The organism is Marinobacter arenosus, assembly GCF_019264345.1.
Taxonomy (GTDB): Bacteria; Pseudomonadota; Gammaproteobacteria; order Pseudomonadales; family Oleiphilaceae; genus Marinobacter; species Marinobacter arenosus.
Window position 1 is genome coordinate 2,013,495 of sequence record NZ_JAHVAO010000001.1, and the last position, 12,944, is coordinate 2,026,438.

Sequence of the window (12,944 nt, forward strand, 5' to 3'; positions counted from 1 at the left end):
CTCAGCCCTGAATCAGGGTCCTTACTTGCGGCCTCGGCGCCAGATCTCAAAGTCCGTGATGGCGCGCACCAGCATCGGGTAAGCCACTTCGCCACCCGCAACCACGCGGGCCACTTCCAGCTCCCGATCACTGACGCTGACCAAACGGCCTTCCACCACGTTGTCGTTGGAGAGGGTCACCCGGACCCTGCGATCAATCCACCGGCCGGCGTTCTCGATCGAATCAGCATACCACCCTTCCACCTCCGGGTTCTCCTCCGGGGCGGCCGAACCTGGCGCCTCTTCGCCCGTGTCCTGGGCAATGGGTGGCGCTTCACGGAGGAAGACATCCGGCACGCTAGCGCCGTTGTACGCCACCGGCCACGCGGCACTCTCCTCGTCACTGCCGACCGGATAGACCGGAATACCCAGGGCCTCGGCCCCCGGATCCAGGGTCGCCGTCAGCTCGCCGCCTTCCAGCAGCCATTGACGGTACAGCGCCAGCAACTGATCACTGGCCACCAGGCCTCGGGCCCGTAGCCCCTCACGGAACGCCGACAGCACACGACCCGCCCACTCCGGCGGCTCAAGACCCGCTTCACGGGCGCAATAAGCGGCGACCCGTCGCATCAGGCCACCGTCGCGAAGCGTGACCGTCATCGGCTCGGCACTGCTCTGGGGCAGATTGTCCAGGTCGAGAAGGTCCAGACGGGCCCCGGGCCAGTCCAGCTCGACGCTGCCCGTGCCGGCCGTGTTCAGCTCGGCATACACACCATTAGCCCGCTGTTCAAGCAGGAACTCGCCACCAAGACCGGTTACGCCCATGCGCATCAGGTCGCCGCTACCCAGCCGCTGGCGGGGATCCGGGGCACAGGAAAGGACAAACAGGGCCGGCTCGCCGGCGCTGTTCTCGCCCTCGGCGGTTACCCAGTTGCGAAACATGGTGGCCTCGAGCACGAGCCCAACGCCTTCGGCCTGAAGCGACCATCTCGTCGGCAGCGACGCGGGATCCAGCAGCGCCATGACCAGATCGACCGGCGACCCGGCATCAAGCTCCACCCGACCGATTTCCAGCGAGCGGGTCAGACGGAAGTCCTGCCAGCTGTTGCCGGAAAGCACCAGGCGGCCATCCACACCGGAACTGATGGTGCCCCGCTCAAGCACTCCGTACGATTCCAGTGCGGTACGCGCCTCGTCGAGGCGTTGATCCGCCAGCCACCAGACTCCGGCCTTGAAAACGGCAAAACCAACCAGGCCCAGAAGGACCAGCAACGTGAGCAGGCGCTTCATCACGAGACTCCTAAGCCAATGGCATCAGTTACGGGAAATCAGGGTGCCGACACCCTCGTCGGTAAAGATTTCCAGCAGACAGGCGTGGGCCACACGGCCGTCAATGATGTGGGAGGTTCGAACACCGTTCTCGACCGCATTCAGCGCGCAGCGGATCTTCGGCAGCATGCCACCATGAATGGTGCCGTCTTCGATCAGGTCATTGACCTGCTGAGCCGTCAATCCGGTCAAAACCTTGTCTTCCTTGCTCTTCAGTCCGGCCACGTTGGTCAGAAGAATGAGTTTTTCGGCTTTCATGGCCTCGGCAACCTTGCCCGCCACCAGATCGGCGTTGATGTTGTAGGAAGCACCATCCGGTCCGACCCCGATCGGCGCAATCACCGGGATCACGTTGCTGCGGGTGAGCATATCGATGACGTCGACGTTAACACTGGCAACTTCGCCCACATGACCAATGTCGATGATTTCGGGACGCTCCAGCTCGGGCGAACGGTCAACCACTTCGAGTTTCCGGGCCCGGATCAGGTTGGCGTCCTTTCCGGTCAGTCCCACGGCGGTGCCGCCCTGGGCGTTGATCAATGACACGATTTCCTTGTTGACCTGACCACCGAGAACCATTTCCACGACATCCATGGTTTCGGCATCGGTGACCCGCATGCCATTCACGAAGCGGGACTTGATATTCAGGCGTTCCAGCAGTTCACCGATCTGGGGCCCGCCACCGTGGACAACGATGGGGTTGATCCCGACCAGCTTCATCAGCACCACATCCCGGGCAAAGCTGCTTTTCAGTTCCTCGTTCTCCATGGCGTTACCGCCGTACTTGATCACCACGGTTTTTCCGGTAAACCGTTGAATATACGGCAGGCCCCGACTCAGAACCGACGCCACCTGCATTGCTGTATCACGATCCAACGCCATCTTGTTGCCTATTGATCCTTAGTTAAAACGTTGTCTGGGCGATGTTCAGAAGTCCGCTGTGACGTCCGGGGCCGCCTTGTGCAGCTGCTCCCGGAAAACCCCCTTGATGCGCTCCAGACCCTGTTCGGTTTCCGCTTCAAATCGCAGAACCAGTACCGGTGTCGTGTTGGAAGCCCGGCACAACCCCCAGCCATCGGCGTAATCGACACGGATACCGTCTATGGTACTGATGTTTCCGTCGCCGAAGTTACCTTCCTGACCAAGACGTTCAATGATCGCGAATTTGCTGCTTTCGGTCACCTCGACATTCAGCTCCGGCGTGCTGATATCTTCCGGGAAATCCTCGAACACCTCATCGCTGTGCCGGTCTTCAACACCCAGAATCTCCAGTAAGCGGGCCGCCGAGTACAAACCGTCATCGAAACCGTACCAGCGCTCCCCGAAGAAAATGTGGCCGCTCATCTCACCCGCCAGCAAGGCTCCGGTTTCCTTCATTTTCGCCTTCATCAACGAGTGGCCGGTTTTCCACATGATGGGCCGACCACCCGCCTCGGAAATGACCCCTGCCAGGCGACGGCTGCATTTGACGTCATACAGAACATCGGCACCGGGATTGCGGGAAACCACGTCCCGGGCAAACAGCATGAGCAGGCGGTCCGGCCAGATGATCTTACCGGAATTGGTCACCACCCCCAGACGGTCGCCATCGCCATCAAACGCCAGGCCGATGTCGGCTTTTTCCTGCTTAACCCGAGCAATCAGGTCTGCCAGGTTGGCCGGTTTGCCGGGGTCCGGATGATGGTTCGGGAAGTCACCATCCACGTCACAATAAAGCGGAACCACCTCGCAGCCCAGCTCCTCGACCAGCATCGGCGCCAACTCACCGGCAATGCCGTTGCCCGCATCCACCACCACCTTGAGGGGAGCGGCCACCGCAATGTCACCAACAATCCGGTCGAGGTACGCCCGGCGGACATCTTCGGTGGACTGGCTACCCTGACCACTGGCGAAGTTGCCTGTCCGGGTGCGCTGATACAGCTTCTGGATCGCTTCGCCCGAGAGGGTTTCACCACCGAGCATGATCTTCAGGCCGTTGTAATTAGCAGGGTTGTGGCTCCCGGTCACCATGACACCGGAGCCGGTCTGGAGCTCGTAGGTGGCGAAATAGAGCACCGGCGTCGGTACCGCGCCGACATGGATAACGTCACAACCGCTTGCCATGATGCCCCGCGCCAGCGAATCCGCCAGCTCGGGACTGGAGTGCCGGCCGTCGTAGCCGATACAGATCGCGTTGATTCCGCGCTCCTTCGCCTCCGAACCGATGGCCCGCCCGATAATCTCGACACCATCCGCCGACAGAGTGTCACCAACAATCCCCCGGATGTCGTAGGCCCGGAAAATATCCGGTGACAGCTCCACGGCCGGCCCCGCCGTTTCTTCCACGTCCGGCGCGTCACCGCCAAACAGGGTGTCGTCGCCGCTGCCAAAACCGAGAACGTCTTCGTCGCCATCCAGCATGTCGATATCCGGCATGTCCTTGTCCTGAAACAACGGCTCGTCACCCTGAACCGTCGTGGACGTCTGGCCTGCGGCCTTCTTGGGCTTAGCCACGTCCACCGCTTTGACGATGCGCCGTTCAACCACCTGGGACAGCCGGAACAGGACCTCGCCGGTGGACGCCACCATGTCCCATTTGAACCCGGGCAGCTTGACCCGCTCGCCCCCGAACACCTTGTGCGCCCACTGGATCAGGGCGGCCACGTCCTGCCGCAGCCCCCGCTGGGCAGTGCCGAGCAGGACCCAAACCAGGATCGCAGCGACCAGTACCGGCACCCCCACCAGAAGGGCGACCATCACCAGGTCCACCGGCGCTGTCGCTCCTCTCGCCGGGTTGTAGACCACCGACCAGTCCGGATTATTCAGGGTCCGGGTTTCCGCCGCGTCCGAGGCGCCGCCCTGGCCCACCACGGTCCGGGCCGAGCCACCCACGCTCTGGGTGAGCGCCAGCTGTCCACCGAGTTCGGAATTGACGACCGTCAGCAGGGGTTGCAAACGGGCGGCGTCGAAGATCACCAGCAGGCTGCCGACCACGGCGTTGCTGGACGGATGACGGACCGGTGTGGCCATCTGCAGGAGCCAGCGGTTGTCACGGGGGAAGGCATCCGGATGCAGCGGCTGGCCTGTTTCCGCCCGTCGGGCCAGTTCCAGCCCGGCAAAGCCCAGCAGCCCCTCGTCCCTTGCCGTCCGGGGTATTTCCCGGTAGCGGAACAGGTGCACGGCCTGAATGTCGGGCAGAGCCTGGGCCAGGCTGGCTTCGGTTTCGGCAATGCCGTCCGGCTCGGTCAACGCGGCAAGCACATCCGGCCGGGTGGCAAGACCATCGACGCTGGCCTGCATCAGGCCCAGATACTGATTAAGACGCAGTGCCGCGGCATCGGCTTCCACGGCCTTCTGGGCTGCGAACCGCTCGGTTGCCGCTGGCTGGACGGCAAAGAACTGGATCAGGACAGCGGCGATTACGCCGGCGAGGAGAACGACCAGGGCCTGGACCGTGGCAACGGAATCCAGACGTTTTAGTTTCGGCCCGGCTGACGCTTTCTGCTTGCCAGCTTTCGCCGCCTTTCTCTTGGTTGGTGCTCCCTCACCGGACGTGTCGGAGGTCTTCTTCTTACCCAGCTTCATAGTCCATCCTGCAGTTGTATTTTTTCGCCCTGGACAAGCATTTTTCGCAAAGTATAGCCGCCGCCCCGGGGTCATGGGCGGCCGGCTCAGGCTCAATGGGTTCCGGTCGACCCGAAGCCACCTTCGCCACGGTCACTGGTATCAAACTCCGACACCACCTCGAAGTCAGCCTGCACGACCGGCACCAGCACCAGTTGCGCGATGCGCTCGCCGACGTCCACGGTGAACGTGGTCTGGCCACGATTCCAGCAGGACACCATCAACTCGCCCTGATAATCCGAATCAATCAACCCGACCAGGTTACCGAGGACGATGCCGTGCTTGTGGCCCAGGCCGCTGCGCGGAAGAATCATGGCCGCCAGGGCGGGATCGCCAATGTGAATGGACAGTCCGGTCCGGATCAGGTGCGTCTGGCCCGGCTCCAGGGTCAGGGGCTCGTCCAGGCAGGCCCGAAGGTCCAGACCGGCCGACCCGTCGGTGGCGTACTCCGGAAACGCAATCTGATGTCCGATGCGGTCATCCAGTATCCGCACCTGCAGTTTCTTTCTGGTCATGAGTGATCCTTTATCGCAAAAACGGGGGCGGCCATCGGTCAGTCCGCGGCCTTGTCGAGATGCTCGCCGATCAACGCCACCAGGCGATCGGCAATCTGTTGCTTACTGTCCGGCCCTATCGACACCTCGCCTTCAGGCCAGAATACCGTGACGGCGTTGTTGTCGCTGTTGAATCCGAGCCCCGGGACTGAGACGTCGTTGGCCACGATCATCCGGAGTTTCTTGCGCAGCATTTTATCCCTCGCATACCGGGCCACATCGGTCGTTTCCGCGGCAAAGCCCACGGCAAAGGGAGCGTCGGTGCGGGCGGCAATGGTCGCCAGCGTGTCGGGGTTACGCACCAGAGGCAACGCCATGTGCTCACTGGATTTCTTGATCTTGTCACCGGCACAGGTTTCCGGCCGATAGTCGGCCACGGCGGCGCTGGCAATAAACAGGTCACAGCCTTCGTCGACGGCGGCGGACGCTTCGCGCAACATGTCCTCGGCCGTGACCACATCGCGGACCTGAACCCCCGGCGGCACCGGAATGGTCACCGGCCCACTGACCAGCACCACCTCGGCACCGGCATCGCGGGCCGCTGCGGCCAGGGCATAGCCCATTCGGCCGGAACTGTGATTGCTGATGTAACGTACCGGGTCGATCGGTTCACGGGTGGGCCCGGCGGTGATCACCACCCGTTTGCCCGCCAGCGGCCCGCCGCGCCGGTCGTCGTTAATAAGCCCCGCCAGCACCAACGGTTCCAACATTCTGCCAGGCCCGGTATCACCGCAAGCCTGTTCGCCCTGATCCGGCCCCCAGAGGGTGATCTGCGGATCGTCCTGCAGAAGCTGAATATTCCGCTGGGTACGGCGATTGCCCCACATGGCCTGATTCATCGCCGGAGCCAGGGCAATCGGTGCTTCCGTGGCGCAGCACAGGGTGGTCAGCAAATCATCGGCCATGCCCTGGGCAAGGCGGGCGATAAAATCCGCAGAAGCAGGGGCAATGACCACCTGATCCGCCCATTTCGCCAGTTCGATGTGCCCCATGCCCGCCTCAGCCTCGGGATCCAGCAGCGACGTGCGCACGGGCTCGCCACTGAGTGCCTGGAAGGTCAGCGGCGTCACGAACGCCTCGGCACCCCGGGTCATCACAACCCGTACGCTGTGACCGGCCTTTTTCAGCAGACGAACCAGTTCTGCACTTTTATAGGCGGCAATGCCACCGGTGATACCGAGCAGAATTCGTTTGGCAGCCATAAGGGCTCCGTATCCTCGTAAAAATAAAGGCTTATAAGATAGCACGCTCTGCCGGCACAGACAGCCTGCCAACCCCTTTCTGACGTTTACCGATTGTTACTTTTTCAAGTAACCTTTGTAACCCTGAGACTTACTTCCCGGCGCAGGACGCGCCCTCCCGCAACGCCACCCGAACTGCAAGGAAGCCGTTATGCCCAATCCCGCCTGGCCCACGGACGAACGTCCCCGGGAACGCCTGCTCAGCCATGGCGCTCCGTCCCTTTCTGACGCCGAATTACTGGCGATATTTCTACGCACCGGTACCGCTGGCGTCCCGGTGATGACAATGGCCCGCGCACTGATCGCCGAGTTCGGCAGTCTGCGAGGCCTGATGACCGCTTCGCGCACCCAGTTCTGCGGGGTCAAGGGACTCGGGACGGCCAAGTACGCCCAGGTCCAGGCTGCCATGGAAATGGCCCGACGCGTGATGGACGAGCCCCTGCGCCAGGGCGACCCATTGCGCTCGCCGGAAGACACCCGGCGCTTCCTGGCCAGCCGTCTCTCCGCCTACCCTCATGAAGTGTTCGCTGGCCTGTTTCTGGATAACCGACACCGGATTATCCAGTACCGGGAACTGTTTCGCGGCACCATAGATGGCGCGGCGGTCTATCCCCGCGAGGTGGTCCGCCAGGCGCTGGATGATAACGCAGCTGCGGTCATCTTCGCCCACAACCATCCCTCCGGCGTGGCGGAGCCGAGTCAGGCGGACATTGCCCTGACCCGGCGGCTCAAAGAGGCGCTCGGTTTGGTGGACATCAGGGTTCTTGACCATATGGTTGTCGGCCACGGTGAGGTAATATCGCTGGCTGAACGGGGTTTGATGTGAGTACCGGAACACGGCCACCGGAAAACTGGCCAATTTCCCAACAATTTTTTGCGTTGGGGAGCGAGTTCTGGTATAAAAGCGTCCCTTTCTGGCGGCGTCTGGCGAGCAGCGTATCAGTTTAGAGGCGCGAACAGGGGCGCAAGCGCTCCTCAGCAACCAGAGACGCATTAAAAACGAATTCGTATTTTAGAGACCATTGCTCAGGTCGGAGGCAAGTATGTCCAGAGTTTGTCAGGTTACCGGTAAGCGTCCGGTATCCGGTAACAACGTATCCCACGCGATGAACCACACTCGTCGTCGTTTTCTGCCGAATCTGCAGAACCACCGTTTCTGGGTTGAGTCCGAGAAGCGTTTCGTGAAGCTGCGCGTTTCCACCAAGGGTATGCGCATCATCGACAAAAAAGGCATTGACGCTGTGCTGGCAGACCTTCGTGCCCGCGGCGAGAAATTTTAAGGAGCCGCATCATGCGCGAGAAAATCAAGCTGGTATCTTCAGCAGGCACTGGTCACTTCTACACGACCAAAAAGAACAAGCGTAACACTCCGGAAAAGATCGAGATCAAAAAGTACGATCCGGTTGTCCGCAAGCACGTTGCGTACAAGGAAGCCAAGATCAAGTAATCATTGATCCGGCATCCACAAAAAAACCCGGCCACGCGCCGGGTTTTTTTTGTGGCCGCAACCGGCTTAGCTTCAGAAGGTTTCGAGGTACCCTTTGGGCAACGCCACATCCATGGCAATGGGCAGATGGTCCGATATCGGGTAACTGACCACCTCGGAACGCCGGATCTCCAGTGACGGACTCACCAGGATGTGGTCAAGCGCCTTTTCCGGCCGCCAGCTCGGAAAACTGTGCGCCGAACCTGGCAGGGGCACAAGATCGGTTTCTTTGAGCGGTGTCTGGGTCAGTAACTCTTCGGCGTGATTGTTCATGTCGCCCATCAGGACCACGTGACGGTAGTCGGCAATCTGTTCGCGAATGTAACCCAGCTGCCGCTGTTGCGCCGTCTTACTGAGGGAAAGGTGCATCAGCACCAGCACCAGCGGGTCATCCGCGGAACCGTATCGGGCGATGATAGCCCCCCGCCCCGGAATCAGGCCGGGCAACCGGTGCTCCGTCACGTCCAGGGGGCGAAACCGGCTCAGCAAGCCATTACTGTGCTGGGCAATCTGCCCCAGGTTGCGATTGAGTTGTTGATACCAGTAGGGGATACCGGCCGCCTCGGCGAGGTACTGAACCTGGTTGATGTAGCCGCTGCGCAAGCTGCCACCGTCGCACTCCTGCAGGGCAACCACGTCGTAGTTGCCTATCAGATGGGCAATCCGGTCCAGGGTGTGAATCCGTTTTCGGTGAGGCAGGATGTGTTGCCAACTGCGGGTCAGGTAATGCCGGTAGGACGACGTGTTGATCCCGACCTGGATATTGAAGGTCAGCAACCGGATATGGCGATGGGGCTCAAACTCCGGCACGTGCTCGAGACCGGAGCAACTACCACGGGGCTGACTGACAGAGTTCACAATCCCATTCAGCTGATTGCGGATTCGCTTGTACATATAACCCCAGCCCTACTCTGCCCCGAAGGGCCCACAGCCGCTAAGCTGCGGGCCTGCCGATTTATTCAGCGTTGGCACGGCGCTCCCTGGCGACCAGATAATCAACCACTTCCAACGCCACTTCATGGCTACCCGCCATGGACGCGCTGACTTTGTATTTACCATTTACCAGCATAGTCGGAACACCTGTGATTCGCGCACCGCGAATCTTGGCCTGCGCCTGTTGCATGCGGGCATTTACGCCAAAACTCTCGTAGTTTTTCAGGAAGGCCTCGCCATCCACACCGTGTCCGGCCACGAAATCCGCCAGTGCTTCCGGCGTATTCAGCGGGCGCCGCTCACCGGCCAGGGCATCAAACAGGGCATCGTGTACCTTGTCGAGCTCGCCCATGGCTTCAAGGGCATAGTAAGCGCGGGCGTGGGGCTCCCAGGAACGTCCCAGAGCGGCCGGCAGCATTTCAAACTCGACGTCATCGGACAGATTCTGCTCCCACGCCTCGACGATGGGTTTGAAGTTGTAGCAATGGGGGCAGCCGTACCAGAACACTTCAGCCACTTCGATCTTATCGTCACTGTCGGTGCGAACCGGGGTATCCAGTTTCTGATAGTGCGTACCCTCTTCCCAGGTTTCTGCACTGGCGGGCCCACCAAACGCAAATACCACTGCCAGGAAAGCTGCCGTTCCGAGTGTTCTGATCATTGAGTATCTCCGATCTCATGAATTCGTGAGTGTGAGGGATTATGACCCAGGCAAACCGAAAAGTTCCACAGGCGAGTGAAACCCCCGGGTTACAGAGCCGTAAGCAACAAAAAACCCCGCGTAGGGCGGGGTTTTCCGTTATCAAGCGCGATGCCGTTCAGCCAATCAGTGCAGACCGGACACGTAGTTGGCAACGGCCTCGATCTCTGCGTCGGTCAGCTTCGCCGCCACATCCATCATGATGGCGGCGTTGGCACCGGTGGCCCGCTCGCCGCTGCGATAGGCCTTCAGCTGCTTGCTGATGTACTCGGCATTCTGACCGCCCAGACGCGGATAGCCACCGGGCTCGTTGCCCTTGCCCTGGGGGTTATGACAACCGGCGCACGCCGGAACACCGGAGGCCATGTTACCGCCGCGGTATAGGGCAGCACCCTGCTCGACCAGATCCGGATTGGCCTGGCTGACAATCATCTTCTGGTCGTCAAAATACGCCGCCAGATCCTGAAGTTCCTGATCTGACTTGCCGTCCAGCAGTCCAGTCATTTCCGCAATCACGCGGTCACCCGACTGGATGGCCACCAGCTGGTCGTGCAGATAATTCTCGCCCAACCCAGACAGTTTCGGGTAGGCGCCCATGATGGGCTTCTGGCCACCCTGACCATGACAGCTGGCGCATACCGCCGCGTTCTGTTCGCCCGCTTGAGGATCTCCTGCCCCGTGAGCCATCGCTGTGAGGCCAACACCGAGAACAACTCCTGCGATCAGTTTTTTCATGCTCGCTCCGCTTCTCTCATCTTAAAGGTATTCTTCGTTGTGCAGCCGGCAGGCACTGATCAGTCAGGCTCAAAACCGGGGCTGACAGCGGTCACGCTCAGCGCGCCGCCCGGAATTGGTGTAGCATTATACATTAATCCCTGATAACTGAAATCCAAAGGAAAGCCGACCGCTGTGGACCCTGATCTGACTCAAAAATCCCTGTCGTTTAACAGTGCCCGTTTCTTGATCAGCGCCTCCAGGCTGGACGAATGTCCACCGGATTTTGGTGCTGAAGTCGCCTTTGCCGGGCGCTCCAATGCAGGCAAATCCAGCGCACTCAATGCCATCACCGCCAACGGCAAACTGGCCCGCACCAGTAAAACTCCGGGCCGCACCCGCCTGATCAACTTTTTCACCCTGAACCGTGAAGGCTGCCGGCTGGTCGATCTCCCCGGCTATGGCTATGCCAAGGTCTCGCGGGACATGAAGGACGACTGGCAGAAGCACCTGGGCCATTACCTGAATGACCGGCGCTGCCTGCGCGGCCTGGTGCTGGTCATGGACATCCGGCACCCGCTCACGGATTTCGACCAAATGATGGTGGAATGGTGTGAACATAACAACCTTCCGCTGATGATTCTGACCACCAAGGCCGACAAGCTGAAATTCGGCCAGGCGAAAACCGCCATGCTGGGCATCGCGAAACGGCTGAAGGCGTTTTCATGCGTGGAGCACCTGATCATGTTTTCCGCGACATCGAAACGGGGTGTCGACGAATGCCGTGAAGCGTTGACGGACTGGCTGGAAGCCGACCTTGAGACGGAGCCGGAAACCGACTAGAGCGTCCCGCCCGGCTCGATCCGATACCCCAGGTCGATGCAACGCTCCTCGATGGCTTGGCCGGACAGGCGCGCGATCAGGGTTTCGGCGGCTCGCTTGCCCACTTCTTCCCTCGGCGTGATCACACTGGCCAGTGTCGGCACCATCACCTGGCCAACGTCGTGCCCATGGAACCCCGCAATGGCGATCTGATCGGGCACGGCAATTCCGCGCCTCTGGCACTCGAAAAATGCGCCAATGGCAACGTCGTCGTTGGTGCAGAATATGGCGTCGGTGTCGGGCGCTTCCTTCAGTATCCGGTCAAGCAGCGTCGCCCCCACGCTGAAGGACGAACGCTGTTCACTGCGCAGGGTGACCGGTGCCAACCCGTGCTCTTCCATAGCCCGCACGTACCCCTCCTGACGCTGCAGCGTGCGGGCATCCAGTCGTACGGCAAGGTACACCACGTGCCGGCGGCCGCGACGAATGATTTCCCGCACCATGTCATAGGCGGCCTGGACATTGTCGAAGCCGACCGCCTGTTCGAACGGCGGCGAATGCGTATCCATAATCTCAACCGTCGGCACGCCCGCCGTCCCCAGCATCCGCAGGGTTCGGTCCGTGTGCTGGCTTTCGGAGAGAATCAGGCCGTCGACGTTGTAGGACAGCAGCGAGGCGAGACTGCTCTCCTCCAGCTCCTGGCTGTAGCCATAATGGGCCAGCATGAGGTGGTAACCGGCGGGCTCGGTGACCGATTCGATGCCTTTGATGACGTCCGCAAACACCTGGTTGGTCAGCGACGGCAGCAGAACACCGATGGCGTGGCTGGTGGACTTGGACAACAGGTCCGGCGCCCGGTTGGGGATGTAGCCCAGGACTTCGGCCTCGGCAAAGATCCGTTCACGCATGTGCTCCGAGACATTATCTCCGCCGCGGAGGCAGCGGCTCACCGTCATTTTGGTGGCGCCAACGCGATCGGCAATGTCCTGCAAGGTTGGGCGTTTTTTCTTTACCATCCGATATCCTGGTTACACTGACTGGCCCCCATCATAAACCAGCCGTCACGTTTCGGCTGCCCCGCTGCGACGCTCACCAAGACGGTACAGGCAGCGCTCGATGATGCGATCTGGCGGATCGGCAACATCGGCTTCGATAACGCCCTCGTCCGGCTCTGGCTCCTGCAGGGTATCGAACTGGCTTTCAAGCATGGCGCGACCCGTAAAGTAATGGTCCTCGCGACTGGCATGCCGGGCCCAGATGGTGTCCATATCGCCCTTGAGATAGACAAATTCCAGGGTCGGATTGCCTGCCCGCAGCCGATCGCGATACGCCCGTTTCAGGGCCGAGCACGCCAGTACGAGGCCCTGCGGCTCAGATCGAACCAGTTCCGCAAGGTCGTCCAGCCAGCCGATACGGTCAGCGTCTGTCAGCGGGACTCCGTTCGCCATCTTGGCCACATTGGCCCGGCTGTGGAAGTCGTCGGCATCAAAAAACGGCACCTCGAGGCGTTGCGCCAGGCCTGTGCCAATCAGACTCTTGCCGCACCCCGAAACGCCCATGACAATGACTTTGCGGACACTCAT

Annotated in this window: 14 protein-coding genes; 4 read left to right on the plus strand and 10 right to left on the minus strand. The window is 60.9% G+C overall.

Annotated elements, in window-relative coordinates; translation table 11 throughout:
* Positions 1-21 precede the first annotated feature (21 nt).
* From KXD86_RS09375 to coaBC, 5 genes are all read right to left on the minus strand, one after another.
* Positions 22-1,269, minus strand: a complete 1,248-nt coding sequence (locus KXD86_RS09375) for an acetylornithine deacetylase (protein WP_218635760.1) — start codon at positions 1,267-1,269, stop codon at positions 22-24.
* A 24-nt stretch (positions 1,270-1,293) separates the two neighbouring features.
* Positions 1,294-2,190, minus strand: coding sequence for an acetylglutamate kinase (gene argB, locus KXD86_RS09380; protein ID WP_218635761.1), 897 nt, complete (start codon positions 2,188-2,190; stop codon positions 1,294-1,296).
* Between the two features lie 45 nt (positions 2,191-2,235).
* The gene (locus KXD86_RS19020) at positions 2,236-4,872 is read right to left on the minus strand and encodes a phosphomannomutase/phosphoglucomutase (protein WP_312846272.1); all 2,637 of its coding nucleotides are present in this window, start codon (positions 4,870-4,872) and stop codon (positions 2,236-2,238) included.
* Between the two features lie 92 nt (positions 4,873-4,964).
* Positions 4,965-5,426, minus strand: coding sequence for a dUTP diphosphatase (gene dut / locus KXD86_RS09390; protein WP_218635762.1), 462 nt, complete (start codon positions 5,424-5,426; stop codon positions 4,965-4,967).
* Between the two features lie 38 nt (positions 5,427-5,464).
* Positions 5,465-6,667 (minus strand): bifunctional phosphopantothenoylcysteine decarboxylase/phosphopantothenate--cysteine ligase CoaBC, encoded by a 1,203-nt coding sequence (gene coaBC / locus KXD86_RS09395; RefSeq protein ID WP_218635763.1) that lies wholly within the window; start codon positions 6,665-6,667, stop codon positions 5,465-5,467.
* A gap of 190 nt (positions 6,668-6,857) precedes the next feature.
* On the opposite strand from coaBC, the gene radC reads away from it, so the two are divergent.
* The 3 genes from radC (at position 6,858) to rpmG (ending at position 8,153) form a co-directional block, all read left to right on the plus strand.
* Positions 6,858-7,532 (plus strand): RadC family protein, encoded by a 675-nt coding sequence (gene radC, locus KXD86_RS09400; RefSeq protein WP_218635764.1) that lies wholly within the window; start codon positions 6,858-6,860, stop codon positions 7,530-7,532.
* A gap of 217 nt (positions 7,533-7,749) precedes the next feature.
* A complete protein-coding gene (rpmB, locus tag KXD86_RS09405) occupies positions 7,750-7,986 on the plus strand; it encodes a 50S ribosomal protein L28 (protein ID WP_008173462.1) in 237 nt (78 codons plus the stop codon).
* A gap of 11 nt (positions 7,987-7,997) precedes the next feature.
* Complete coding sequence (rpmG, locus tag KXD86_RS09410) at positions 7,998-8,153, plus strand: 50S ribosomal protein L33 (protein WP_008173465.1); 156 nt, start codon at positions 7,998-8,000, stop codon at positions 8,151-8,153.
* A gap of 72 nt (positions 8,154-8,225) precedes the next feature.
* Here rpmG and KXD86_RS09415 read toward each other — a convergent pair whose 3' ends face one another.
* From KXD86_RS09415 to KXD86_RS09425, 3 genes are all read right to left on the minus strand, one after another.
* Entirely contained in the window at positions 8,226-9,086 is an 861-nt protein-coding gene (locus KXD86_RS09415; RefSeq protein WP_218635765.1) for an endonuclease/exonuclease/phosphatase family protein, read from the minus strand.
* 61 nt (positions 9,087-9,147) lie between these two features.
* Positions 9,148-9,786 (minus strand): thiol:disulfide interchange protein DsbA/DsbL, encoded by a 639-nt coding sequence (locus tag KXD86_RS09420; RefSeq protein ID WP_218635766.1) that lies wholly within the window; start codon positions 9,784-9,786, stop codon positions 9,148-9,150.
* Positions 9,787-9,951: 165 nt separating this feature from the next.
* Positions 9,952-10,560 (minus strand): c-type cytochrome, encoded by a 609-nt coding sequence (locus tag KXD86_RS09425; protein ID WP_218635767.1) that lies wholly within the window; start codon positions 10,558-10,560, stop codon positions 9,952-9,954.
* Between the two features lie 174 nt (positions 10,561-10,734).
* On the opposite strand from KXD86_RS09425, the gene yihA reads away from it, so the two are divergent.
* A complete protein-coding gene (gene yihA, locus KXD86_RS09430; RefSeq protein WP_218635768.1) occupies positions 10,735-11,382 on the plus strand; it encodes a ribosome biogenesis GTP-binding protein YihA/YsxC in 648 nt (215 codons plus the stop codon).
* Here the strand turns inward: yihA and gntR are convergent.
* The gene (gene gntR / locus KXD86_RS09435; RefSeq protein WP_218635769.1) at positions 11,379-12,377 is read right to left on the minus strand and encodes a gluconate operon transcriptional repressor GntR; all 999 of its coding nucleotides are present in this window, start codon (positions 12,375-12,377) and stop codon (positions 11,379-11,381) included. The genes yihA and gntR overlap by 4 nt on opposite strands.
* Positions 12,378-12,422: 45 nt before the next feature.
* Positions 12,423-12,944, minus strand: a complete 522-nt coding sequence (locus KXD86_RS09440) for a gluconokinase (protein WP_218635770.1) — start codon at positions 12,942-12,944, stop codon at positions 12,423-12,425.